General features: G+C 70.0%; 14 protein-coding genes and 1 pseudogene. 12 read left to right on the plus strand and 3 right to left on the minus strand.

The window, feature by feature from the left end; genetic code table 11:
- Positions 1-18: 18 nt before the first annotated feature.
- Positions 19-336 carry a hypothetical protein gene (locus tag IE107_RS02590; protein WP_189540491.1) on the minus strand — a complete coding sequence of 106 codons (318 nt, stop codon included), beginning with the start codon at positions 334-336 and terminating at the stop codon, positions 19-21.
- A gap of 369 nt (positions 337-705) precedes the next feature.
- Between IE107_RS02590 and IE107_RS02595 the strand changes: the two genes are divergently transcribed.
- The 3 genes from IE107_RS02595 to IE107_RS02605 all read left to right on the plus strand — a co-directional run bounded on the left by IE107_RS02595 (position 706) and on the right by IE107_RS02605 (position 4,476).
- A complete protein-coding gene (locus IE107_RS02595; RefSeq protein WP_189540493.1) occupies positions 706-2,103 on the plus strand; it encodes an APC family permease in 1,398 nt (465 codons plus the stop codon).
- A 128-nt stretch (positions 2,104-2,231) separates the two neighbouring features.
- Positions 2,232-3,347 (plus strand): NAD(+)/NADH kinase, encoded by a 1,116-nt coding sequence (locus IE107_RS02600; RefSeq protein ID WP_189540495.1) that lies wholly within the window; start codon positions 2,232-2,234, stop codon positions 3,345-3,347.
- Between the two features lie 256 nt (positions 3,348-3,603).
- Positions 3,604-4,476, plus strand: a complete 873-nt coding sequence (locus IE107_RS02605; protein WP_189540497.1) for a DMT family transporter — start codon at positions 3,604-3,606, stop codon at positions 4,474-4,476.
- Positions 4,477-4,503: 27 nt separating this feature from the next.
- On the opposite strand, the gene IE107_RS02610 is transcribed toward IE107_RS02605, so the two are convergent.
- Positions 4,504-4,776 (minus strand): substrate-binding domain-containing protein, encoded by a 273-nt coding sequence (locus IE107_RS02610; RefSeq protein ID WP_189540499.1) that lies wholly within the window; start codon positions 4,774-4,776, stop codon positions 4,504-4,506.
- On the opposite strand from IE107_RS02610, the gene IE107_RS02615 reads away from it, so the two are divergent.
- Together IE107_RS02615 and IE107_RS34705 are read left to right on the plus strand one after the other, a co-directional pair.
- Positions 4,775-6,178 carry a hypothetical protein gene (locus IE107_RS02615; RefSeq protein WP_189540501.1) on the plus strand — a complete coding sequence of 468 codons (1,404 nt, stop codon included), beginning with the start codon at positions 4,775-4,777 and terminating at the stop codon, positions 6,176-6,178. The two genes, IE107_RS02610 and IE107_RS02615, sit on opposite strands and share 2 nt — an antisense overlap.
- A gap of 144 nt (positions 6,179-6,322) precedes the next feature.
- A pseudogene (locus IE107_RS34705) lies at positions 6,323-6,439 on the plus strand (phosphotransferase); the annotation flags it as partial.
- A 93-nt stretch (positions 6,440-6,532) separates the two neighbouring features.
- On the opposite strand, the gene IE107_RS02620 reads toward IE107_RS34705, so the two are convergent.
- On the minus strand, positions 6,533-7,123 hold the full coding sequence (locus tag IE107_RS02620; RefSeq protein WP_189540502.1) for a lytic polysaccharide monooxygenase auxiliary activity family 9 protein: 591 nt from the start codon (positions 7,121-7,123) through the stop codon (positions 6,533-6,535).
- A gap of 254 nt (positions 7,124-7,377) precedes the next feature.
- Here IE107_RS02620 and IE107_RS02625 point away from each other — a divergent pair, with 254 nt between their 5' ends.
- The 7 genes from IE107_RS02625 to IE107_RS02655 all read left to right on the plus strand — a co-directional run bounded on the left by IE107_RS02625 (position 7,378) and on the right by IE107_RS02655 (position 25,558).
- Entirely contained in the window at positions 7,378-8,886 is a 1,509-nt protein-coding gene (locus IE107_RS02625; RefSeq protein ID WP_189540504.1) for a glutamate synthase subunit beta, read from the plus strand.
- 556 nt (positions 8,887-9,442) lie between these two features.
- Entirely contained in the window at positions 9,443-10,309 is an 867-nt protein-coding gene (locus IE107_RS02630) for a sterol desaturase family protein (protein ID WP_189540507.1), read from the plus strand.
- 49 nt (positions 10,310-10,358) lie between these two features.
- Entirely contained in the window at positions 10,359-19,811 is a 9,453-nt protein-coding gene (locus IE107_RS02635; RefSeq protein WP_189540514.1) for a non-ribosomal peptide synthetase/type I polyketide synthase, read from the plus strand.
- A complete protein-coding gene (locus IE107_RS02640) occupies positions 19,801-21,483 on the plus strand; it encodes a phytoene desaturase family protein (RefSeq protein WP_189540516.1) in 1,683 nt (560 codons plus the stop codon). Before IE107_RS02635 ends, IE107_RS02640 begins: the two co-directional genes overlap by 11 nt.
- Before the next feature lie 20 nt (positions 21,484-21,503).
- Positions 21,504-23,228: a phytoene desaturase family protein gene (locus IE107_RS02645; protein ID WP_229866651.1), complete on the plus strand. Its 1,725-nt coding sequence runs from the start codon at positions 21,504-21,506 to the stop codon at positions 23,226-23,228.
- On the plus strand, positions 23,225-24,280 hold the full coding sequence (locus IE107_RS02650; protein WP_189540520.1) for an MDR family NADP-dependent oxidoreductase: 1,056 nt from the start codon (positions 23,225-23,227) through the stop codon (positions 24,278-24,280). Before IE107_RS02645 ends, IE107_RS02650 begins: the two co-directional genes overlap by 4 nt.
- Positions 24,281-24,397: 117 nt before the next feature.
- Positions 24,398-25,558 (plus strand): cytochrome P450, encoded by a 1,161-nt coding sequence (locus tag IE107_RS02655; RefSeq protein ID WP_189540598.1) that lies wholly within the window; start codon positions 24,398-24,400, stop codon positions 25,556-25,558.
- Positions 25,559-25,575 lie beyond the last annotated feature (17 nt).

Genomic DNA, 25,575 nt, shown 5'->3' on the forward strand with positions numbered 1-25,575 from the left:
GTTGTCCACGCCTGATCGTTACTCCGGAGTGCGTTCCGCCGGCTTCCCCGTCGCGATGCCGGGCAGGACGGGAACGGTCGCCGCCTCCCCGGCCCGGACCGCCTGCACCACCGCGTCGTGCAGGCGACGGCTGTCCTCCTCCGAACGGCACGCCACGGGACTGCCCGACATGGTGAACCAGTCGATCGCACCGCTGTACTGCACAGTGACCTGGGCCGTGTCATCCGCCCAGGTCGTATGAACGGTCAGATCCCCGGACAGGACACCGACCTCCTCCGTGAGCACGCCACCGCGCCCGGAGAACACACCGCAAGTCGTCCATGACGCCCAAGCCATGACTCCAGGCTGGCATCAACACGCTGGATGCGCGACCCCAAGGGCCGCGCGAACGGCGGCCGACCCGGGCGCCCCGCCCGTGCGGGACGCCGCCCCGCCTTCCGGATGCTGGATACGGGGAAATCTTTCCGTCGGCGCCGGCTGCGGTTCCCGTACACCCCGATCCCCGGGCTATGACGCGTTGTTAACGCCAAACCGTCGAATTGGTGGCTCGAAACAACGAATTCCGAAGGTGAACACCTCTTGACCTGCGGAACACGTCGGGATTCCATATCGCGCTGGGAGCGACGAAACCACTCACCACGTCCTCGTCTGGAGGCGATACCGCTCCCGTGCTCAGACACCGCACCTGTTGATCGGAACCGCACGATGACCGACACGCTCAGCGCTCCCCAGGCGCTTGCCCCAGCGACCGGCCCCATTCCACAGAAGCTCAAGCGTTCCATCGGCGTCGTGGGCGGCACACTGCTCACGCTCTCCTGCGTGACGCCCGCCTCGACCCTCTTCGTGGTCGTACCGGACCTGTTCTCCAGCCTCGGCACGTACACCGCCCTCACCATCGGCATCGGCTCGCTGCTCTGCATCGCGGTCGCCTTCTGCTACTCGGAGCTGGGCACGCTCATCCCCAGCGCCGGGGGCGAGTACGCCATGGTGTCGACCATGGCGGGGCGGCTCGCAGGCTGGCTCGTCTTCGTGCTCTCGCTGCTCGTCGTGATGATCGTGCCGCCCGTGATCGCCATGGGAACAGCCGACTACCTCGAACCCATCGTGCACATTCCGGCTCCCGTCGCGGGCGCCGGCGTCATGCTGCTCGCCACCCTCGCCGGCCTCCTGGACCTGCGCGCCAACGCGTGGATCACCGGAATCTTCCTCGTCCTCGAAGTGATCGCGGCAGGCGTCGTCGCCGTGCTCGGCTTCGCCCACTCCGAACGAGGCGGATCCGCGCTGGTGCACGGGACGGTCGCCTCGTCGGGCGGCACGCACTCGACCGTCACCGCGATGATGGTGATCTCCGGGCTCGCGATCGCGCTCTTCATCACCCAGGGCTTCTCCACGGCCGTCTACCTCTCGGAGGAGCTGGAGAACCCGCGGCGCAACGTGGCCCGTACCGTGCTCGCCACCCTCGCCATCTCCACGGCGGTCATCCTCGTCCCGGTGATCGCCATCACGCTCGGCGCCCCGGACCTGGAGGCCCTGACCTCGGGCGACCTCAACACCATGGTCGCGGCCTGGTCCAACTCGGCCGTCGGCACCTTCGTCAGCCTCTGCGTCGCCCTCGCGATCATCAACGCGGGCATCGTGATGGTCATCCAGAACTCGCGGGTGCTCTTCGCCTCCGCCCGTGACAAGGCGTGGCCCGCCCCGGTGAACAATGCCCTCGCCCGGCTCGGCCGGTTCGGTTCCCCGTGGGTCGCGACCCTGATCGTCGGGGTGCCCGGCGCGGCGCTCTGCTTCGTCAACCTCGACACGCTGTACGGCGTCACCGGGGTGTCCGTCACCGCCATGTACCTGCTGGTCGCCGTCGCGGCGCTGCTCTGCCGCCGCGGCACGCACCGGGAGGCACCTGCCTGGCGCATGCCGCTGTGGCCCGCGGTCCCCGTGCTGCTGATCGCCGTGCTGACGTACATCCTCATCCAGCAGGAGACCGAGTACCTGCTGTGGACCGGTGGGATCACGGCGGTCGCCACGCTCTACTGGGCGCTCTACCTGCGGCCTCGCCGGGACACCCGCTGGCTGGTCAGCATTCCGGAGGACGCACAGCCCTGATCCTCCCCGGACGTGTTCCGTGCGATGTCCGGCCCGTCGGCGAGCTGCGCCTGCCGACGGGCGAGGACACCCCCGATGCCCTCACAGTGGGGTGAGGACGTCGTCGGAACACGGGGAGTCGTGACGGGATGAGTGTCGAACGGGTCGGAGTCGTCGTCCACCAGGGTCACCCCGAAGCCGTGGTCGCGTCGGGAGTCGTACGCGACTGGTGCGCCCGCGAAGGCATCCCGTGCACGGACATCGACGTGTGGCGCGAGGACGCACGCAGACGCGGCGGACGCGAGGAGGCCGATGTCGCCGGCAACCCCGATCTCATCGTGACGCTCGGCGGTGACGGGACGTTCCTGCGCGGCGCCAGGATCGCCGCCAAGAGCGACGGCGCCGTCCTCGGGATCGACCTGGGCCGCGTCGGCTTCCTCACCGAGGTGCCCGCCGAGGACGTCGTCCGGGCGCTCGACGCCGTCCACGGGGGCCGGGCGGAGGTCGAGGAGCGCATGACCCTGACCATGCGGGCCTCCCGCGTACTCGAAGTGCCCCCGGACATCGACGCCCTGATGGGCTACGGACAACGGCCCATGCTCCCGCCTCCCCAGATCGCCCTCGACGAGGAGGCCGCGGCGGAGGGCTGGGGCGTGGCACTGGACGTCACCGCACTCAACGACGTCGTCGTGGAGAAGCTCGCCCGCGACCGGCAGGTGAGCCTCGGCGTCTACATCGGCGGCCGGCTCCTCGCCTCGTACTCCGCCGACGCGGTCATCATGGCCACCCCCACCGGCTCGACCGCCTACAGCTTCGCCGCGGGCGGCCCGGTGGTCTCACCGCGCATGGACGCCGTCCTCTTCACGCCCGTGGCGGCACACATGACCTTCGACCGCAGCGTGGTCGCCGCGGCCGACGAACCGGTCGCCGTGCGGGTCCTGCCGCACTCGGGACAGGGCGCGGTGACCATCGACGGCCAGCTGCGCGGCGTACTGGACGCCGGGGACTGGCTCGGCGTGTACGCGGCACCGCGCCGCCTGCGGGTCGTCAGGCTCGGCCCGAACGACTTCTACGGACGGCTGCGCACCCGCCTCCGCCTCACGGACGCCCCGGCCACCGCGGCCGACGGCGAGAGCGCACCGCTCTTCCGCCCCGGCGGACCGGTCCCGCACGACCTGGCCCATCTCCATCTCTCCCCGGCGGACGGGGCCCAGGGTCTCCCGTTCGGATCACACCGGGCCCGCGGGGGTCCTGATCCGGCCTGATCCGAACGGAAGAACCCGGACGGCGGGTGTCCGACTGTGCCGGGGGAGTGCTGACGACAAGGACTCCGCCTGGCCGGAGTGACGGGGACGAGCAGGTCCCGCGACCTGGCGGAGACGGCATCGGTCGTTATGGTTGGCACCTACAGGAAAGTGACGGTGCAGAGGGGGTGTGCCGGATCAGCGGGTTCGGGCCGAGGTCACGCCGTTCTCTTCGCCGCCCTCGCCGTTCCTCCGCCACCCACGGAAGGGTCACGCGATGCCGGCCGTCCTCGTCCTGCTGCTCTCCGGAACCTGGCTGGTCTCCGGCGCCCTGGTCACCGGGACCGATCCGCTGATCGTCGCCGTGGGCCGGACCGCCGTGTGCTGCGCGGTGCTCACCGCCGTCGCCGCCTCCACCGCGCCCGGCCGGGCCGACCTGCGCCGGGCCGCCGCCCGCCCGGGCACCGTATGGCTGCTGGGCCTGCTCGGATTCGCCGGGTACGCGGCCGGGACCCTTCTCGCCATCCCGCGCATCGGGACCTCGCTCACCAATCTCGTCGTCGCGCTGATGCCGTGCGCCTCGGTGGCGGTCGGCGCGTTGTTCTTCGCCGAACGGTCCGGGCCGCGCAAGGCGGCGGGGGCGGTGCTCGCCTGCGCGGCGGCCGCCGGATACGCGGCGCTCGGCGCGGACGCGGGTGATGCGGACGGGGTGGGGCTGCTGCTCGTGGCGGCGGCGACCGTGGCCTTCGCCGTGTACGGATTCCTCTACCGGCAGCGGCTGTCGGGGCTGCCACCGCTCGCCGTGCTGCCCGTGCTGCTCGCGGCCGCCACCTGCCTGTTGCTCCCGATGGCCCTGCCCGCACTGATCGCCCACCCGCCGACACCCGCCGCGACCGGGGGCATCGTCGTGCTGGGCGCAGCCGTCTACGCACCCGCCTACCTCGTGCAGCACCGGCTCATCCTGCTCCGCGGACCAGTCTTCACGGCCGCCGTGCAACTGGCTGTTCCCTTCACCGTGCGGCTGGGCGACTGGGCGCTTGACACCGCGCCCGCACCTTCTCCGGCCGAACTGCTGCTCCTCGCGGTGTGCTGCGGCGGGATCGCGCTCGTCACCGTCCAACCCCAGGCCCGGCTCGCCGTCGCCGAATGACCGCCAGGCCGTCGGGGCCGGACCGGCTCAGGCCCCGGGCCGCTGCCCGGCCGTCGTCGCGCCGACCACCAGGGTGCACGGCTGGGCGTGCGTCCAGGGGGCGTCGCGCCCGTCGGCCACCTGGGCAGTGGCGGCGGCGCCCAGTGCGGCCAACCCCATGTCCACGGTGGTGAGATGGCGGGTGTGCTGGCCGCTGATCACGTTCTCCCAGTTGTCCACGCCGACCAGTGCGACATCGTCCGGGACCCGCCTCCTCCAACCCGGTGAAGAGCTCGGGAGTTGGGGTGACGACTGGTACATGCTCTACGCCGGTGACACCCTGACTCAGGGACCGGGTGCCTTCGTCGAATCCCTGCCGAAGGACTACCCGGTGGGTTCCGTGGAGGGTGCCGGTGTCCGGTTCGCCCGCGACGAGGAGGCCGGGTCGACGAACTGCCTGGTCGCCGTGCCGTGGCAGCGGATAGCCCTGCAAGGAGAGGGCGAAGTCGCCATGACCCACATCTCCACCGGCACCGACGGCACGGCCGGCCCCCGGCACCGCACCCGGCCGGCTCCACGGCGGCGTTCACGCCCCGTCCGCATGCCGGCTCTCGCCATGGCGCCGGCCCTGGCGCTCTCCCTGCTCGTGGCTCTTCCCCCGTCCGCCCCCGCCGCGACCCACACCCTGTCGGTCACCTCGCCGAGCCTGATCTTCCAACAGGGCCAGGGCGCCGTGGAGTTCGGCTCCTCGGCGACGTCGGTCTCCTGGACGGTCACCGATGAGCAGGGCACCCGGGTGCGCGGCGGCACCAGCTGGCTCTCCGGAGCGAAGGCCGCGATCCCCGTCGCCGACCTGGCCCCCGGGTACTTCGAACTCTCCCTGCACGCGGGCTCCTCCACCGACCCGACCTACCTGCGCACCTCGTTCGCCGTCATCGAACCGGTGCCGGACGACGTGGTCGGCCCGGCCTCGCCGTTCGGTGCCGCCGTGCACACCGGACGGGCCGGCTGGGGCCTGAACGCGCTGGACGAGTCGCGCAGGACAGGCATCGCGCACATCCGCGAGGACGCCTGGTGGGACCGGTTCGAGACCACGAACGGCAGCTGCACCTTCCCGGCGGCCTTCTCCGCCGAGATGGCGCACGCCCGAGCGCTGGGCATCACCCCGCTGATCAACGCCAACGGCGCCAACTCCCTGTACGACGGCGGACGTACGCCGAGCAGCCCCGAAGGCATCGCCGCCTTCCGCAGGTTCGCCGCGGCGCTTCTGAAGCAGTACGGCCAGAGCAACGTCGAGGTGCTGAACGAGTACAACGCAGGCACCTTCAACAACAGCGCCTGCGGGAGAAGCGCAGCCTGCTGCCTGGACGTGCTCCAAGGGGTCTACCAGGCCGTGAAGGCCGCGGACCCGGGCGCATCGGCCGTCGGTCCGGCCACCATCGGCATCGGCAACTACGTGGCCGCCGACGGCACCAAGTGTTTCGCGCCGGACCTGATCGACCGCGGCGGCCTGAAGTCGATGGACGCCTCCAGCGTCCACCCGAACCGCTACCCGGGCGGACCGGAGTGGCTGGGCGGCTCCGGCGACACCATCGCCGGCCTGCGGCAGCGGATCCGCGCTGCAAACGGCGGCAAGGACAAGCCGATCGTCCTCAGCGAGATGGGCCGGCGCCCACCGACACCGGTCACGGCATCACCGAACGCCGGCAGGCCGACGACCTGATCCGGCTCTACGCGATCGGTTCGGCCAACGGTGTGACGCGGGTCTACTGGTACGACCTGGTCGACGACGGCAGCGACCCTGCCGACAAGGAAATGAACTTCGGCATGCTCTTCGGAGCGGCCACGCCGTAGTGAGACCGGCCGGGAAACCGCCACCTGGGCCCGCGGGCGGGGCTGGGCACTGGCCACCGGCCTGAACGCCTGCACCTCGTACGCCGCCGACGACCCCCGGATCGCCGCGCAGACCACCCGCCAGATAACCAGGCCCTCATCGGCCAGGAACCGCCGGGCGATCCTGTCCGGGGTGGGGCCGACCCCACCCCGGACAGCGGGATCGTGCGGATGCGGACCGGGCTCAGAAGGTGACGTCCGAGCAGGCGTAGAACGCGTTGCCGGTGTCGGCGATCGTCCAGACGCCGAGGATCAGGTGCTTGCCCGACTTCTGCGGCAGGACTCCGGCATGCGTCACGGTGGGCGCCGGCAGACGGCCGCCGAAGGGCACGGTCAGGAACGGCTGCGGCTCCAGGTCGGCCCTGGTGAGGGGCTTGGTGGGGTCGTAGCCGTCCTTGGTGATGTAGTAGCGGAAGTCGGTCGTGGCGTGCCGGGCCTCGATGCGCCACCGGAAGGTGTAGCTCTGCCCGCCGGTCACCTGCGTCGGGGGCCAGGCGCCGCCGCGCGGGTCGTCGAGCTCGGAGAAGCGGCCGTTGCCACCGGCGCAGATGGTGCCGTCGACCGGACCGCGGGCGGGGAAGCCCTTCGGGCCCTCGACGCTCGGCGGCTCCCACTGGATCTGGCCGCAATTGCGCACGGTGCCGTTGCCGCAGAGCTGCTGACGGCTGATGGGGGCATCGGTGTAGCCGTGGCTCTGTGCACTGCCGGTGGTGACGAGGAGAGCGGCCCCGGCCATTCCGAGGCCGAGGAGTAACGAGGTGATCCTTTTGCGCATGCTTCGCTCCTGAGGGAGGTGTGGGGGCGCTGCGAGACGAGTGGGGGCGCACTCCACCCCACTAGGTCTAGACCAACTTCGAGGGTAGTCAGGGGGATTGGTCATGTCCATACCGGTACTGCGCCGCCGTGTGACCCGCCGGTAGCCGTTCCGGCGGCACTCAAGGGGTGGCATCGGCACGCTGGGCCAATGGGCAAAGCAGGCGTAGGCTGACAAAAACGCCTGCACGCCGCGAGTGAGTGATGGAGGCGGCCATGACCGACCCGCACGGCTTCCTCGAATTCCCCCGCCGACCCGTCCCGGCACGGCCGGTCCAGGAGCGGCTGGGTGACTGGAACGAGGTCCACGCGGGACAGGTACGGCTCCCCCTCGTGTCCGAGCAGGCCGGGCGCTGCATGGACTGCGGGATCCCGTTCTGCCACAGCGGCTGCCCGCTGGGAAATCTCATCCCCGAGTGGAACACCTATGTCAGGCGGGCCGACTGGCGGGCCGCGGCCGAGCGGCTGCACGCGACGAACAACTTCCCGGAATTCACCGGCCGGCTGTGCCCGGCACCGTGCGAGGACGCCTGTGTGCTGACCATCAACGCCGACCCGGTGACCATAAAGAACGTCGAGCAGGCCATCGCCGACCAGATCTGGGAACGCGGGTACGCCTCACCACGGCCGCCCGAGCGGCTCAGCGGGAAGACCGTCGCCGTCGTCGGCTCCGGCCCCGCGGGCCTGGCCGCGGCGCAGCAACTCACGAGAATCGGCCACACCGTCGCCGTCTACGAGCGTGCCGACCGCATCGGCGGACTGCTCCGCTACGGCATCCCCGAGTTCAAGATGGAAAAGCGCCACCTGGACCGCCGCATCGAGCAGATGCGGGCGGAGGGCACCGAATTCCGCACCGGGACGGACATCGGCAGCGACCTCGACGCCGCCGAACTCGCCGAGCGGCACGACGCGGTCGTGATCGCGGTAGGTGCGCGAGGGCGACGGGAGCTGCCCGTCCCCGGCCGTGAGTTGTGCGGCATCCATCAGGCCATGGACTATCTGACCCTGGCCAACCGGGTCACCGAGGGCGACTGCGATGCGCCTGCCGTCACCGCCGAGGGCAAGCATGTGGTGATCGTGGGAGGAGGGGACACCGGCTCGGACTGCATGGGGACCGCGCTGCGCCAGGGGGCCGCCTCCGTGGTGCAGTTGGACATCAATCCGGAGCCCGGCGACACCCGGCGGGGCAGCGAGCCCTGGCCCATGTATCCGAAGGTCTACCGGATATCCCATGCCCACGAGGAGGCCCGCGGGCGGGAGGGCGCGGATCCACGGGTCTTCGGCTCGGCCACCCTCCGCTTCGAGGGCGACCGGTTCGGGCGGGTGTGTGCGCTGCGTCTCGCGGAAGTGGAACCCGAGACCAGGAGACCCCGCCCGGAGACCGAGCGGGGCATCCCGGCAGACCTGGTCCTGCTCGCCCTCGGCTTCTACGGCCCCGAACGCGGCACGGGGCTGATGGGCCAGCTCGGACTCACGCTGGACGGCCGGGGAAACTTCGCCCGGAACGCGGGCTTCGGGGCCGAGACGACGGAGTCGTCCGGGCGGGCGGCCCGCATTCGGACGGACGGGATCTTCATCGCCGGTGACGCGGGGCGCGGCCAGTCCCTCGTGGTGTGGGCCATTGCGGAGGGGCGGTCCGCCGCCGCCGCGACGGACCGCTATCTGAGCGGCTGCACGGTGCTCCCGGCCCCGATCGCCCCCGATGACCGGCCGATGGTGGCCTGAGGGCACGGGTGCGGGTTCCCACGGGCGGACAACAGGGAGCCGGGCAAGTGGCTCGATTGCGAGGTTCGTTGTACGGGCGTTCACTGTCGGTCCCTGCCGTTGCGGGAACGATGGCCGGAAGAATCGAAAAAGGACGACTGGTATTACTAGTAATTCATATTCATGGCGGATCGGGCGTGCCGGGTGACGGCGGCTATTCTTGCCATGTCCACCACCGGGTATCGCGACGAGGCTTGAATTCGACGGTTGGGGTCGCCGGGTAGGGAAAAATTGTTGGAGCGGCCCCCGGCGAAGAAGCTGTGGGTCCGCGGGGCCCATGAGACGGCTCACACCACACTTCATCCCACATTCCCCGCACGTGACAGGCGGCGTTCGGCGCCCCGGTCCCGTGCGTCCGCAGGTTGTCATCAGTTTCTCCTTCATGGTCCGTGCGCTTTGCTGTGCATGTTTCCGTGATGGTTCCTTTCGTGAAGGTGCTCGAGTGGAAAGTTGTGAGCCGTTGCCCGGCGGTGATCCGGAGGTGAATTCCGGTCGGGTCCGGAGGGAGGGTGCGCCGATGCCCTCCGCGCGCGCTGTCGTGCGCGTATCGGCGTACCCTTTCCTTCTTGCGGGTACGGTTTCGGTGGCCGCAGCAGCGTTGTGTTTCGACTGGGATCCCGGCCGTGTGAGTGCGCTCTTCCTGCTTGGCGTCATTTCCTATCTCGCAGCGCTCGAACGCCTGATTCCGCACCGGCGGTCCTGGCACCCGAACGCCGGTGAATGGCGTTGGTACGGCATTTACTCCCTGCTGACGATGGTGGCCAGTGCCTTTGCGCAATACCTGGTCTCCGCGATCGTCTCCGTGGTGTCGCCGAGCGAAGCGGTACTCAGTCTCTGGGCGGAAATACCCGCAGCTCTGTTGACCGGTTCACTGGCCAGTTATTTGGTGCACAGACTCGGTCACACCAACGCGATGCTGTGGCGGGTGCACGGTGTGCACCATGTGCCGGAAAAGGTCAATGTCGCCAATAACGGCGTCAACCACGTACTCGATATCGTGCTCGCGCAGGGAAGCGTTCAGCTGGCTCTGTCTCTGGTCGGCTTCTCCCGTGACTCGGTGCTCGTCGTGGGCCTTTTCGTGGCTGCCCAGGGCTATTTCGTCCACGCCAACATCGACGTGCGCATCGGCCGGCTCAACCATGTGCTCGCCAGCCCCGAGCAGCACCGTCTGCACCACAGCACCGAACTGTCCGAAGCCGGCCACTACGGCTCGGACCTGTCGATCTGGGACCACATTTTCGGCAGCTACACCTGGCGGCCCGGCCGTGAACCGGTCGCGGTCGGCCTGGGCGATCCCACGTCCTTCCCTCGTACCGGGGAGATCGTTTCCAGCCTTCTCCACCCCATGCGCCGTGCGAAGGGGTCCGGTACCGGTGCTGCCTGAACTGCCTTTCCATGCCGTGCCGCGGCGCCACGACTCTAGGAGTACAGCCTTGCCCGACGTGAACAGTGCCTCTGTGAGCGAAAAAGTAGCGATCATCGGCATGGGGTGCCGACTGCCCGGCGGTGCGTCGGACCACCGCGCGTACTGGAAGAATCTCATGGAGGGCAAGGACTGCATCACACCGACGCCGGCCGATCGCTACGACGTCGGCAGCCTCGGCAGCAGACACAAGGAGAAACCCGGTCGTCTCATCGGCGGCCGCGGGGGATACATCGACGGCTTCGACGAGTTCGACCCCGCCTTCTTCGGCATCAGCCCGCGCGAGGCCGACCACATGGACCCTCAGCAGCGCAAACTGCTGGAGGTCGCCTGGGAGGCGCTGGAGGACGGTGGTCAGCGGCCCGCGGAGCTCGCCGGCAGCAACACCGCCGTGTTCGTCGGTGCCTTCACGCTGGACTACAAGATCCTGCAATTCTCCGACCTGGGCTTCTCGTCACTCGCCGCCCACACCGCCACCGGCACGATGATGACGATGGTCTCGAACCGTCTCTCGTACTGCTTCGACTTCCGCGGACCGAGCCTGTCGATCGACACCGCGTGCAGCTCCTCCCTGGTGTCGGTGCATCTCGCCTGCCGGAGCCTCAACAACCGGGAGACCGACCTCGCGCTGGCCGGTGGGGTCCTGCTGCACATGGCGCCGCAGTACACCATCGCCGAGACGAAGGGCGGATTCCTTTCGCCGGACGGCCGGTCACGCGCCTTCGACGCCACGGCCAACGGCTACGTACGGGCCGAGGGCGTCGGTCTGGTCGCGTTGAAGCGGCTGGACGACGCCCTGCGCGACGGCGACCCCATCCACGCGGTGATCCTCGGCGCGGGGGTCAACCAGGACGGCCGGACCAATGGCATCACCGTGCCCAACGCGGACGCCCAGGTCTCCCTCATCCGGCGTGTCTGCGGCGAAGCCGGCATCACGCCCGGCGACCTTCAGTACGTGGAAGCGCACGGCACCTCCACGCCCGTCGGCGACCCGATCGAGGCGAACGCACTCAGCCGGGCGCTGGCCGAGGGCCGCCGACCGGACGCGCCCTGCTACGTGGGCTCCGTCAAGACGAACATCGGGCACACCGAAGCGGCGGCGGGCATCGCCGGCCTGATCAAGACCGTGCTCTGCCTCAAACACCGTCTCATCCCGCCCCACATCAATCTGGAGCAGCTCAACACCGCCATCGACCAGAGCTCCTCCCCCTACCGCATCCCGACCGAGCCGACCGCATGGCCCCGACACGAGGGACCCGCGCGGGCCGGGGTGAACTCCTTCGGATTCGGTGGCACCAACGCCCACGTCGTGCTGGAGCAGGCACCGGACAGATGCGCACCCCCGGCCACGCCCCGCGAACGGGCCTGGAATCTCCTCCCGTTGACCGCCCGCACGCCGGAGGCCCTGCCGGAGGTGGCGGCCGGCATCCGCCGCGAGCTGGCAGGCGTGGACGGGCCCGGGGTGTCGCTTCCCGACCTCGGTCACACCCTGGCCCACCGCCGCCAGCACCTTGAGTCGCGGCTCTCCGTCGTGTACTCCTCACGGGCCGGGCTGGACGAGGCACTCGCCGCCTTCCTGCGCGGTGAACCGCACCCCGGGGTCGTCCACGGCAGGCAGCTCGAAGCCGAACAGCGAGGTCTGGTCTGGGTCTTCACCGGCATGGGGCCGCAGTGGTGGGGGATGGGCCGCCAGCTGCTGGAGAGCGACGAGGTGTTCCGGGACGCGGTCACCCGCTGCGACCAGGCCATCCGCTCGGTCGCCGGCTGGTCCCTCATCGAGGAGATGAAGGCCGACGAAGCCGGATCGCGCATGGGCGAGACATGGCTCGCGCAACCGGCCAACTTCGCCGTCCAGGTGGGCCTCGCGGCCATGTGGCGCCATTACGGTGTGCGGCCCGATGCCGTGGTCGGTCACAGCACCGGGGAGGTCGCCGCCTTCTACGAGGCCGGGGTGTACACCCTGGAGGACGCGGTGGAGGTGGTGATGCACCGCAGCCGGCTCCAGCAGAAGCTGACGGGCACCGGCACCATGCTCGCCGTGAGCCTGCCCGAGGAGGAGGCGCAGCATCGCGTGGCGGCGTTCGGTGACCGGGTGTCCGTCGCTGCGGTCAACAGCCCCTCGGCGGTCACCCTGGCCGGCGACCGCGACGCGCTGGCCGAGCTGGCGGACGGGCTGCGCGCCGAGCAGGTGTTCACCAAGTTCCTCACGGTGGATGTTCCGTACCACAGCGCCGGAATGGATTTGATCAAGGACGAGCTGCTGGCTTCGCTGGGCGGTCTCGAACCCCGGGCGGCGACGGTTCCGCTGTACCTGACCGGGCAGGAGGGCACGGCGCACGGCAGCGAGCTGGACGCGGGCTACTGGTGGAAGAACGTCCGCCACCGGGTCCGGTTCCGCTCCGCCGTCGACCGTCTCGCCGACGACGGATACGGCCTGTTCCTGGAAATCGGTCCGCACCCGGTGCTCGGGCACTCCATCCGCGAGTGCCTCGAAAGCCGGGGGGCGACCGCGCGGACCCTTCCCTCGATCCGCCGCCAGGAAAACGAACCGGAGCGCTTCGCCACATCGCTGGCGGAGCTGCACAACCTCGGCGTACCCATCGCCTGGGACACCCTGCACCCGGCGGGCAGGCCGGTGGTCCTGCCTCGTTACCCCTGGCGACGCGACCGCTACTGGACGGAGCCCGCACCCGTCGCCCAGGTCCGTCTCGGCCGCGCCGACCATCCCCTGCTGGGCCGCCGCACCGAAGACACCGAGCCGACCTGGCACGCCACGCTGGACACCGAGCGGCTGCCCTACCTCGACGACCACCGCATCCAGTCCACGGTGGTCTTTCCGGCGGCCGGATATCTGGAGATGGCCACTCAGGCGGTCCGCTCCCTGACGGGCGGCACCCATGTCGTGCTGACGGACATCGAGTTCCGCAAGGCACTGTTCCTGCCCGAGGGCGAGGACCGGGCCGTGCGTCTGACCCTCTCCTCGCAGAACGCCGCGTTCACGATCGCGTCGGCGGGGCAGGACGAGAGCAGCCGGGCGGTGCACGCGAGCGGCGTGGTGCGCTCGGGGCAGCCGCGCCCGGCCGGGCCCCCGGCCGACACCGAAGCCCTTCGGGCGCGCACCCGGCGTCGGCTGGCCGGCGACGACTGCTACGCGGCGCTCGCCGATCTGGGCTACCACTACGGCCCCGCGTTCCGGGCCATCGAAGAGGTGTGGATCGGTTCCGGAGAGGTCCTCGCCCGGCTCCGTCCGCCCGCTGTGATCGGTGACGACGCGGCCGGACACCACATCCACCCCGTGCTGCTCGACGCCTGCTTCCAGTCGCTGCTGACGACCCAGCTGCCCGACACCGGAGCCGAAGGCGCGGACGAGTCGGACCGGCACACGACCGGGATCCGCCTCCCCCTGTCGATCGACGAACTGCGCCTCGCGCCGGTGGGGGACCAGCCGATCTGGGTCCACGCGACGGTGACCCGCGGCGACGCGGACGAGCTGGTCGGGGACATGGCCGTCTACGCGGAAGACGGTGAGCCTCTCGGCGGCATCCACGGCTTCCGCGCAGCCGACGTGGAGAAGGCCTCCACCGCGGTCGGCCTCGGCACGATCGATTCCTGGCTCGCCGAGACCGTCTGGGCCGACAGCCCGTTCGAGTCCGCCGAGGATGCCGCCGAGGACGGAGCCGGAGCCGGCCACGGCGGCGACTGGCTGGTGTTCGCCGACCGTCAGGGTGTCGGCGACGCCCTGAGCGACCTGCTCACCGAGCGCGGCGAGCGCTGCCGCCTCGTACGCCCGGGGGACACCTACCGAAGAAGCGGCGAAGGCAGCGAGTTCACGGTCGTCCCGGGGTCCGCCACGGACATGGAGCGGCTCTTCGCCGACCTGGGTGAAACCAACGACGGCGGAGGCGGCAGGAAGCCCGTCGGCCACGTCGTGCATCTGTGGAACCTCGACCTGCCCCACCTCGCCGAAGCCTCACCGCAGGACCTCGTACGGCACAGTGGCACCGGGGCGTACTCGCTGATCGCGCTCGCCCGGACGCTGCTGCGCCTGGAACGGACCGGGCGGCTGCACATCGTGACCCGCGGCGCGCAGAGCGTCGAGCCCGGCGAAACCGTCGAGCCGCTGGGCGCACCCGCGTGGGGAGTTGGGCGGGTGCTCCGACACCAGGAGCTGCTCTCCCACCCCGGCAAGCTGATCGACCTGGACCCCGGCGCGCGGAGCGACGACGCCGGATGCCGGGCCGAGGCGCGGGCGCTGCTGAGTGAGTTCCTGACCGACGACGCGGAGGAGATCGCGCTGCGCGGCGCGGGCCGCCTCACCAGCCGGATCCGGCAGGCCGAACAGCTGACGCACCCCCTTCCGCTGTGCCTGCGCACCGACGGGAACTACCTGGTCACCGGTGCTTTCGGAGCGCTCGGCCGACTGCTCTGCCGAACCCTCGTCCGGCGTGGGGCGCGCAGTCTGATCCTGGTCGGACGCACCGTCCTGCCGGAGCGCTCCACCTGGCGGGCCCTGGACCCGGGCACCGCCGAAGGCCGTGCCACCGCCTTCGTCAAGGAGCTGGAGGCGCTCGGGGCACGGGTCGTCCTGGCACCGCTCGACATCACCGACGAAGCCGCATTCACGTCCTGGCTGGATGCCCACCGGCGCACCGACCCGCTGCCGGTCCGCGGTGTGTTCCATCTCGCCGGTCAGGTCCGCGACACGCTTGTCGAGGACATGGACCGCCGGACATTCGCCGAGGCCCACGATCCCAAGGCCGTCGGTGCGTACCTGCTGCACCGCCACCTCCGGGACGAACCGCTGGACCACTTCGTGCTGTTCGCCTCGATCGCCTCCCTGCTGACCACGGCGGGCCAGACCAACTACGCCGCGGGCAACGCCTTCCTGGACGCGCTGGCCCACCACCGCAGGGCACTCGGGCTGCCGGCGCTGAGCGTGGACTGGGGGCCATGGGCCACCGGCATGATCGAAGAGCTGGGGCTCGTCGACCACTACCTCCACAACCGCGGGATGAGCTCGCTCGCACCCGACGTCGGCATGGCCGTTCTGGAACGTGTCATCGACCAGGACCGCGCCCAACTGCTCGTCGCCACGGTCGTCGACTGGCCGGTGTTCCTGGCCTGGTACGCCTCACCGCCCTCACTGGTCGCCGATCTCGCGGAGGCGGCCCCCGCCGGTACGGCGACCGGGCCGGGCGAGGGCGTACTCGACACCTTCCGCGACGCGGACCCGGCGGAACGCCTGTCCCTGGTGACCGGGCGGTTCATCGCGCTCGCCGCCTCGGTGCTGCGGACCGGTCCCGAACGGATCGACCCGCAGGCGGGGCTCAACGCGCTGGGACTCGACTCGCTCCTGGCGATGGAACTGCGTGCCCGGATCAGCTCCGAACTCGGCGTGGCCCCGCCCGTGGTGGCGCTGCTCAGCGGAACTCCGGTCGTCGAGCTGATCACCCAACTCCACGACGCTCTGGAAGAGTTGGTCGCTCACCAGGCCGGCGGCGCCGACACGGCCGCGGTGGAGGTGTTCGAGGACGAACTCCGCCATCCGCTGACGCAGAACCAGAAGGCCCTGTGGTTCCTCAGGCAGCTCAATCCCGAGGGCTACGCATACAACATCGGCGGGGCGGTCGAGGTCCGGGTCGCACTCGACCCCGACCTCATGTTCGAGGCCGTCCGCTGCATGGTGGCACGCCACCCCGCCTTGCGGACCAACTTCCTCACGGTGGACGGCGTTCCGATGCAGCAGGTGTCGCCGGAGGCGAGCGCGGACGTCGCGCTGTTCGACGTGCAGGACCAGGAGTGGGAGGACATCCACAGCACGATCGTCGCGGAGTACCGCAGGCCGTACGACCTGGAGCGCGATCCGCTGTTCCGCTTCCGCCTCTTCAAGCGCGCCGACGACCGCTGGGTGATCATGAAGGCGGTGCACCACATCGTCTCCGACGCGATCTCCACGTTCACCTTCATCGAGGAGCTCCTCGCGGTGTACGAGGGGCTGCGCCAGGGGCACGCCCCCTCGCTGCCGCCGGTCACCGCCCGCTACCTGGACTTCCTCAACGCGCAGAACCGCTTCCTGGCCGGACCCGCCGCGCCGCGCATGCTCGACTACTGGCGAACGCACCTGCCGGCCGAGGTTCCGACCCTGGAACTGCCCGTCGACAAGCCCCGCCCCGCCGTGCAGACACACAACGGAGCGTCGGAGTTCTTCGTACTGGACACCGAGCTCACCGCCCGGGTGCACACCCTGGCCCGTGAGCACGACGTGACCCCGTTCATGGTGCTGCTCAGCGCCTACTACCTGTTGCTGCAGCGATACTCCGGACAGGACCAGGTCATCGTGGGCAGCCCCGTCACCGGCCGGACCGAGCAGGAATTCGCCTCCGTCTACGGCTACTTCGTCAACCCGCTCCCGCTCCACGCGGACCTGTCCGGAGACCCCTCGATCGCCCGGCTGCTGCAACAGGTCCGTACGACCGTGCTGGGCGGTCTGGACAACCAGGAGTACCCCTTCGTCCTGCTGGTCGACAAGCTGGGGCTCCAGCACGACCCCAGCCGCTCCGCGGTGTTCCAGGCCATGTTCATCCTGCTCACCCACAAGGTCGCAACCGAGAAGTACGGCTATCGCCTCCAGTACATCGAACTACCCGAGGAGGAAGGCCAGTTCGATGTGACGCTGTCCGTGTACGAGGACGAGGCGGAGCACCGATTCCACTGCGTCCTGAAGTACAACACCGACCTGTTCCTGCCGGAGACCATGCGGCGGATGGCATCGCACTACACCGCACTGCTCGACAGCATGACCCGGGCCCCGGCGGACCGTCCCACCTCCAGGCTGGAGATGCTGGATGCCCGGGAGCGCGAGCAGCTGGTCGGCGAATGGAGCAGCGCCGGGCGCACCGCGCTGACCCCGGGGACGGGAGCCGGTGAGGCGGACGGCTTCCGGCCGGTGCACCGGCTGATCAGTGACACCGCCGCCCGATGCCCCGACGCGCCGGCCGTCACGGCGCCGACGCCCCACGGTACGGCCCGGCGACTGACGTACGGGGAACTCGACCGCATCTCCGGGGAGTTGGCCGGACGGCTTCGAGGGACCGGTGTCGGCGCCGGCTCGGTGGTGGCGCTCTGCCTGGACAAGTCACCCGAGCTCATCGTCGCGCTGCTCGCGGTCCTCAAGGCCGGCGGCGCCTACCTCCCGATCCCGGCCGACCATCCCGCCGACCGCGTCGCCCACACCGTACGGGTCGCCGGCGCCACCCTGGTCGTCACCGAGGACGACGCCCGCCGCGACCGGATGAGGGGGCTGCCGGTACCGACGCTGACCCTGCGGGAGCTGCAAGAGACCGCGCCCGTGGCGGACACCCCGAGCGGCACCGGTTCCGGTGCCGAGGACCCGACCGATCCCGACACTCCCGCGTACGTCATCCACACCTCCGGCTCGACCGGCCTCCCCAAGGCCGTGCGGGTCAGCCACCGCAATCTCGCCTCGGCGTACGGGGCCTGGCTCCAGGAGTACCGGCTGGACCGTGACGTGCGGGTGCACCTCCAGATGGCCGCGCCGTCGTTCGACGTCTTCACCGGAGACGTGGTGCGTGCACTGTGCTCGGGCGGCAGCCTGGTGCTGGTCGACCGCGATCTGCTCTTCGACACCGAGCGCCTCTACACCACGATGCGCAAGGAGCGCGTCGACTGCGCGGAGTTCGTGCCCGCCGTCGTGCGCGGCCTCATGGACCACTGCGAACGCCGCGGTCTGAGGCTGGACTTCATGCGGCTGCTCGTCGTCGGATCCGATGTGTGGAAGGCCGGGGAGTACCGCAGGCTGCATGAGATGTGCGGGCCCGGGACCCGCCTGATCAACTCCTACGGGGTCACCGAGGCGACCATCGACAGCGCCTGCTTCGAAGGGCCCGTCGACGACCTGGAACCCGGACGGACCGTGCCGATCGGACGACCCCTGAGCAACAGCACGCTCCATGTGCTCGACCGGCACGGTGAGCCGGTGCCCCCCGGGGTGCCCGGCGAGCTGTGGATCGGCGGCGACGGCGTGGCGCTCGGCTACGCGGGCGATCCCGAGCTGACGCAGCAGCGCTTCGTCACCCGGACTCTGAGCCGGGAGCCGGGCGCGAGCCCCGTACGCCTCTACCGCAGCGGGGACGCGGCACGGTGGGACGCGGACGGCCGGGTCCATCTGCTCGGCCGGGTCGACGACCAGATCAAGCTCCGGGGCCACCGGATCGAGCTCGGCGAGATCGAGGCACACCTCGCCCAGTGGCCCGGCCTGGTCCGTGCGGTCGTCACGGTGCGGGCCGACGCCCGGGGCGAGGACGTGCTCTGCGCCTACTGCGTACCGGCCGAGGGGGCGGCACCGGACCGGCGCGCGCTGCGCCGGCACCTCGCCGACCGACTGCCCGCGTACATGGTTCCGGCGCACTTCGTCACCCTGCCGGCACTGCCGCTGACCGCCAACGGCAAGGTGGACCACGCCGCCCTCCCGATGCCCCGGTTCGACGCCGACGACGAGCCCGAGGAGAAGCCGCGCACACCCTTCGAGGTGAGCATGGCCCGGCACTGGAAGGACCTGCTCGGACTGGAGCGGGTCGGCCTGACGCACGAGTTCTTCGAGGTCGGCGGCAGCTCCATCAAACTGATCGAGCTCATCCACCGGCTGCGCAAGGAATACGGCGTCGGCATCCCGGTCAGTCTGCTGTACCGGGTGACGACCCTGCACGGGATGGCCGCGTCGCTGGAACGCATCGTCACCGGATCGGACTTCGACGACCTGCCCTTCCTCAGCTTCAACAACGACCGGGAAAGGACCGTATTCTGCTTCCCGCCGGCGGGCGGCCACGGACTCGTCTACCGGGAGTTCGCCGCCAGGCTGCCCGAGTACCGGCTGATCGCCTTCAACTACGTTTCCGGCGCCGACAAGGTGGCCCACTACGCCGACCTCGTCGAGACCCACCGCTCCGAGCGCAGGTGCCTGCTGCTCGGCTACTCGCTCGGTGGCAACCTCGCCTTCGAGGTGGCCAAGGAACTCGAGGGCCGGGGACGCCAGGTCGCCCATGTGATCGTGCTGGACTCGCACCGCATCCTCGAACCGTACGTACCCGGCCCCGAGCACATCGAGTTCTTCGAGGCGGAGCTGGCCGAACACCTGCGCAAGCACACCGGATCGGACGCCGTCGCCCGCGAAACCCTGGACCAGGCGGCGGAGTACCTGGCCTTCTGCGGCCGCACACCGAATCTCGGAACGGTGTCCGCGACCGTCAGCGTGGTCACCGACCAGGAGAAGACGGCCCTCTACGCCGCCGACGCCCGCGGTACCTGGCACGGCAGCTCGATCACGGCCACGTCCGTGCTCCGCGGCTCCGGAATCCACGCCGACATGCTCGACCCCAAGCACGCGGCCCGCAACGCCGAGCTGGTGCGCGGCATCCTCCAGGAGGGCGGCACCGATGTCCGATGAGCCGGAGGACGAGTGGAGCGGCCCTGACCCGGTGGGGGACGGCGGCCCCCGGGTCATCGTCATCGGCGCCGGCGTCGCGGGGATGTCCACCGGGTGCTACGCACAGATGAACGGGATGCGCTCCCGCATCTTCGAGAAGCACGTACTGCCCGGCGGCTGCTGCACGGCCTGGTCGCGCGAGGGCTACATCTTCGACTACTGCATCGAGTGGCTGATCGGCACGGCCGCCGGCAACGAAGCCAACCAGGTGTGGCGCGAACTGGGGGCACTCGACGGCAAGACCATCACCAATTTCGAGATGTTCAACCGGGTCGTCGACGAGAACGGCCGCTCGGTGACCTTCTACAACGACCCCGGTCGGCTGGAACGCCATCTGCTCGAACTCTCGCCCGCCGACGCCCGGCTGATCCGCTCGTTCTGCCGGGACCTGCGCCGGTTCACCGACATCGAGCTGTACCCGTTCCTGACCGCCCCCGCCCTGCGGACCGTACGCGAGCGAGTGGCGTTGCTGCGCACCGTCCTGCCCGCGTTCCGGCTGTTCTGGCGCACGGCCTCGACGCCGATGCACGAATTCGCCGACCGGTTCCAGGACCCGCTGCTCCGCCGGGCGTTCCGCAACATCTTCTTCCAGGACCCGGAAGGCTTCCCGCTCCTGCCGTACCTGTTCAACATGGCGGGTGCCCATCACAACAACGCCGGTTTCCCGCAAGGAGGTTCGCTGGGCCTGTCCCGGTCGATCGAGGAGCGCTACACATCGCTGGGCGGCCGGATCAACTACCGGGCACGCGTCGAGCGGATCCTTGTCGAGGACGGGCGGGCCATCGGGATCGAGCTGCGCAACGGCAGGCGGTACTACGCCGACCATGTCGTCTCGGCCTGCGACGGCCACACCACGATCCATGGGTTTCTGGAGGGCCGGTTCACCGGCCCGCGGATCGACAAACTGTACGGCGAACTGCTGCGCAGTCCAGGCACCCTGTTCCCCGCGGTGGTCTCCGCCTTCGTCGGGGTGCGGGGAGAACTGGGCCCCGGGCGGCCCCACAGCACCACCTATCTGCTCGCCCCGGAGGACGCCGCGCAACTGCCCGGCGCGCTCCAGAGCAGCGTGGTGGTGCAGCTGCGCTCCGACTACTCGGACGGATTCGCCCCGCCGGGACGATCGGTGATCCACTGCACCTACTTCAGCGACTTCGGGTACTGGAGGGATCTGAGGGCCGCCGACCGCAAGGAGTACCGCGAGAAGAAGCGCCAAGTCGCCGACTTCGTCAGGGGATTCCTGGAGCGCCGGCTGCCGGGGGTGGGCGAGCGCATCGAGCTGGTCGATGTGGCCTCCCCGGCGACCACCCGGCGCTACACCGGCAACCACGAGGGTTCCATCCTGGCCTGGAAGGCGTTCTCCGAGGCCGACGACATCGCGGCCAAGCTGGTCGGCAAGGACCGCATGCGCCTGCCCGGCCTGCGCGGATTCTCCATGGCCGGGCAGTGGGTCGGCATGGGCGGACTGATCCGCGCCGCGTCCACCGGGCGGTTCGTCGTCCAGTACCTCTGCGACGAACTGGGACGCGGGTTCACGGCGTCCGAGAGCAGGGGCACCGAGCCCTGGCACCCCGGGAAGCTGGGCCGTCTGCCCCAGCTCGACAAGTGGTCCATGCGTGGTGACACCCGCACATGAACACCGAGGAGAACAGGGAAATGCCGCGTACCGAACGAGAGTCGATGATCATCATCGGCGCAGGGCTGGGCGGTCTCTCGACCGGCTGCTACGCCCGGATGAACGGGTACCGGACCCATGTCCTGGAGATGCACGAACTGCCGGGAGGCTGCTGCACCGCCTGGGACCGCGGTGACTTCAGGCTGGATCCCTGCGTCAGCTGGCTCCTGGGCAGCGGCCCCGGCAACGAGATGCACCAGATCTGGCTGGAGCTCGGCGCGTTGCAGGGCAAGGAGGTCCGGCACTTCGATGTGTTCAATGTCGTACGCGGCAGATGTGGCCGGTCGGTCTACTTCTATTCCGATCCGGACCGGCTCCAGGCCCACCTCATGGAGCTCTCACCCGCCGATTCCGGCCTGATCAGGGACTTCTGCAGACAACTGCGCACCTTCCGCAAATGCCTCGCCGTCTATCCGTTCCTCAGACCGGTCGGCCTGATGCCACCGATGGAACGCTGGCGCATGCTGGCCTCCTTCATCCCGTACTTCAACGTCGTGCGCAAATCCATCGGCGTACTCATGACCGACTACTCGGCCAGGTTCAAGGACCCCCTGCTGCGCGAGGCGTTCAACTTCATCCTGTACGAGAAGCATCCGGCCTTCCCCGTACTGCCGTTCCACTTCCAGCTCGCCTCGCACGCCAACCTCTCCGCCGGCGTTCCCGAAGGAGGATCGCTCGGACTGGCCGAGTCGATCGAGCGGCGCTACCGCGGGCTCGGCGGCGAAGTCACCTACAACGCCAAGGTCGAGGAAGTACTGGTCGAGGACGACCGCGCGGTCGGGGTACGGCTCAGCGACGGGCGTGAACTGCGCGCCGACATCATCGTCTCGGCCTGCGACGGACGCACCACGATGATGGACCTGCTGAAGGGCCGCTACCTCAACGAGGCGTACCACCGTCTCTACACCCGGACCATCGAGCAGCCCGGCATGGTGTTCCCCGGGTACTTCACGCTCTTCCTCGGCCTGCGCCGCGAATTCCCCGACGCCGACCCCTGCACCACCTATCTGCTCGACGAGACGGAAGCGGCCGGACTCACCGGCATCCGGCACCCCAGCGTCAACGTCCAGTTCCGCAACAGGCACTATCCCGAGCTCTCCCCGCCCGGGACGAGCGTCGCGTACGTCACCTACTTCTGCGACATCGGGCCCTGGCGCGCCCTGGACGAAGGCCCGGAACAGGCGACCCGGAAGCGAGGCGGGCAGGAACTCCACACGCTTCCGGTACGCCACGGCCGCGGCTACTACGCGGCCAAGCGCCGGGCCCGCGAGACGCTCGTGGCGTTCCTGGAGAGGCAGCATCCCGGCATCGCGGACGCGATCGCCGTACGCGATGTGTCCAGCCCGCTCACCCAGGTCCGCTACACGGGCAACTACGACGGCACGGTGCTCGGCTGGCAGCCGTTCGTGGAGAGCGGGGAAACACTGGAGAAGCTCGTCAAGAAGCACGGACCGGGACTGCCGGGACTGCGGAATTTCTACCAGTCCGGTGTCTGGGCCACCACGGGCGGTCTGATCCGTGCGGCGGCGGCCGGCCGGCACGTCATGCAGTTCATCTGCCGTGACGACGGCCGCGAGTTCACCGCGTCCGTCGACGAGAGCGGCCCGCCGCCGACCCACCGGGTCATCGAGGTGGGGCCGCGGCCGGCGCCACGGCCCGTCACCGAGGGCCGTCCGGTCCTCGTCGAGCGAGAGGGAACGGGATGAGGGCCAGGAAATGGGTGGTGCGCGAGCACATCGAGGGCGTACCCGATGTCGGAAGGGTCTACGGACAGGTCGAGGAGGAGATCGACACCGAACTGGCCCCGGACGAGATGCTCCTGAGGACGCGCTACGTATCGGTCGACCCCTACCTCCAGGGCATCGCGCTGGACACCCCGCTCGGGGCGCACATGGGCGCCGACTCCATCATGGAAGTGCTGGAAGCGGGGCCCGAAGCGGCCCACCGCCCCGGTGATCTGGTGCAGGGCTTCGGCGGCTGGCGCACCCACCTCGTGAGCAACGGCGCGCCCACCCCCTGGCAGACCGGGACGTTCCCGATGGTCTTCCCGGCCTACCGCCGCCTGGACCCCCGCTGGTACGACGAGGCGCTGCCGCTCCCCACCGCGCTCAGCGTCATGGGCGGCCCCGGCATGACCGCCTGGGGCACCCTGACCAAGTTCATGTCGATCAGCCCGGGGGACACCGTCGTGGTCAGCGGCGCCTCCGGCTCCGTCGGCTCCCTGGTGGGCCAGCTGGCCAAGCTTGCGGGCGCCCGGGTGGTGGGCACCACGTCCACGGCGGAGAAGGCGGAGTACCTCGAGCAGCTGGGATTCGACGCGGTCGTCGTCTACCGCCACGGAGACAACAGCGAGGCCGTACGGGACGCCCTTGTGTGGGCCGCACCGGACGGCGTCGACAAGTACTTCGACAATCTGGGCGGCACCGTCACCGACGCCGTGTTCTCCATGCTCAATGTGGGCAGTCAGGTGGCCGTCTGCTGGCAGTGGGCCACCCAGGTCGGCCGTGACGTCAACGGGCCGCGGCTGCTGCCGTACATCATGTTCCCGCGCGCTCATGTGCGGGGCATCTTCTCGCTGGAATGGTTCACCGAAGAGAACTGGCGCGCGCTCCACGACGAGCTCGGCGGCCTCATCCGGCGGGGCGAGGTGCGCTGCGGACACACTCTCCACCACGGATTCGACAACATTCCCGACGCCTATCGGAGCCTCTACCACGAAACCGGGGCCAGCCGGGGCAAGGTGCTGGTCGAACTCTGACCCCGGACCCACCGCACCGCTTCCCGTCCCTACCCGTCCAGCAGTCCGCCGTACCCGTGCAAGCCAGGAGGTCCTGTGTCCTGCCCCGTCGACGCCCACGTCCGCCCCGGGCCGCCGATGCCCCCGCTGCACCGTCTGCCGTTCGACCCACCGGGACCGCCCAGGCCCGTCGATTCACCGGACGGGACACGGGCCTGGCTGGTGAGCCGCTACGCCGACGTCCGCAAGGTCCTGACCGACAGCCGGTTCGGTCGCGCAGGGCTTCACTCGCCGGACACTCCGTCCCTGTCCGGCGAGTCCGGTCTGGTGAGCAGCCTCGACCTGATCTTCAATCAGGACGGCGAGGACCATCTGCGCCTGCGCCGCACCATGCGGCGTGCCTTCACGCCGCGGGCCGTCGCCCGCTGGCGGCCCTGGATCGAGGCGATCGTCGAGCAGTGCCTGGACGAACTCGCGGGCAGCGAACGCCCGGTGGACCTGGTGGCGGGCTTCACGCTGCCGCTCCCGGTCGCGGTGATCAGCAGACTGATGGGGCTCGACACCGAAGCCCGGGAGCGACTGCGCCACTGGAGCCAGTACGCCTTCTCCGACGGCTCCCACTCCGAGGAGGAAATGGCGTCCGCGCTGTCGGAGTTCGCCGTCTTCGGAGCAGAGCTGCTGGCCGAACGGCGCAGCACGCCGGGTGACGATCTGACCAGCATGCTGGTCGGGGCGGCCGACGAGGAGGGAGGCATTCCCGAGGGTCAACTCGTTGACCTGGTATGCGGGTTGATCGTCGGTGGTCATGACAGCACCATGACGATGCTGGGGAATTCGCTGCTCTATCTGCTCGGCGAGCGGCCCGAGGTCTGGCCCCGTCTCGGGGCGGACGAACAGGCCGCCGGGGCTCTGACGGAGCGACTGCTGCATCTGATTCCGCTCGGTGACGACCGGGGGACCGCACGTCACGCCGTTGTCGACACGGAAGTCGGCGGCGTGACGATCCCGGCGGGTTCGGTCGTGCTTGCCGACTGCGGCGCGGCCAATCGCGATCCCGCGGTGTTTCCGCCCCGGCCGCTGGACGACCTCTTCGCCCCCTTGGCGGCGCCCACGCTGGCGCTGGGTGCGGGCGCGCACTACTGCCTGGGTGCCTGGCTGGCCCGGCTGGAGCTCCAGCTCGCCCTGCACCGGATCGCCGCCCGCTTTCCCGGTCTGCGTATGGCCGAGCCCGCCGAAGCGGTCGAGTGGCACCTGGGCACCACTTCCCGCAGTCCGCGACGGATCGCCGTCACCTGGTAGGAGCACCCGTGCGCGGG

It is taken from the genome of Streptomyces gelaticus, assembly GCF_014649535.1.
Lineage (GTDB): Bacteria > Actinomycetota > Actinomycetes > Streptomycetales > Streptomycetaceae > Streptomyces > Streptomyces gelaticus.

What these genes read in the sequence shown, in the direction of transcription:
- IE107_RS02590 (WP_189540491.1), bottom strand. Translation starts at nt 336, where the DNA reads ATGGCTTGGGCGTCATGGACGACTTGCGGTGTGTTCTCCGGGCGCGGT.
- IE107_RS02595 (WP_189540493.1), top strand. Translation starts at nt 706, where the DNA reads ATGACCGACACGCTCAGCGCTCCCCAGGCGCTTGCCCCAGCGACCGGC.
- IE107_RS02600 (WP_189540495.1), top strand. Translation starts at nt 2,232, where the DNA reads ATGAGTGTCGAACGGGTCGGAGTCGTCGTCCACCAGGGTCACCCCGAA.
- IE107_RS02605 (WP_189540497.1), top strand. Translation starts at nt 3,604, where the DNA reads ATGCCGGCCGTCCTCGTCCTGCTGCTCTCCGGAACCTGGCTGGTCTCC.
- IE107_RS02615 (WP_189540501.1), top strand. Translation starts at nt 4,775, where the DNA reads ATGCTCTACGCCGGTGACACCCTGACTCAGGGACCGGGTGCCTTCGTC.
- IE107_RS02610 (WP_189540499.1), bottom strand. Translation starts at nt 4,776, where the DNA reads ATGTACCAGTCGTCACCCCAACTCCCGAGCTCTTCACCGGGTTGGAGG.
- IE107_RS02620 (WP_189540502.1), bottom strand. Translation starts at nt 7,123, where the DNA reads ATGCGCAAAAGGATCACCTCGTTACTCCTCGGCCTCGGAATGGCCGGG.
- IE107_RS02625 (WP_189540504.1), top strand. Translation starts at nt 7,378, where the DNA reads ATGACCGACCCGCACGGCTTCCTCGAATTCCCCCGCCGACCCGTCCCG.
- IE107_RS02630 (WP_189540507.1), top strand. Translation starts at nt 9,443, where the DNA reads ATGCCCTCCGCGCGCGCTGTCGTGCGCGTATCGGCGTACCCTTTCCTT.
- IE107_RS02640 (WP_189540516.1), top strand. Translation starts at nt 19,801, where the DNA reads ATGTCCGATGAGCCGGAGGACGAGTGGAGCGGCCCTGACCCGGTGGGG.
- IE107_RS02645 (WP_229866651.1), top strand. Translation starts at nt 21,504, where the DNA reads ATGCCGCGTACCGAACGAGAGTCGATGATCATCATCGGCGCAGGGCTG.
- IE107_RS02650 (WP_189540520.1), top strand. Translation starts at nt 23,225, where the DNA reads ATGAGGGCCAGGAAATGGGTGGTGCGCGAGCACATCGAGGGCGTACCC.
- IE107_RS02655 (WP_189540598.1), top strand. Translation starts at nt 24,398, where the DNA reads ATGCCCCCGCTGCACCGTCTGCCGTTCGACCCACCGGGACCGCCCAGG.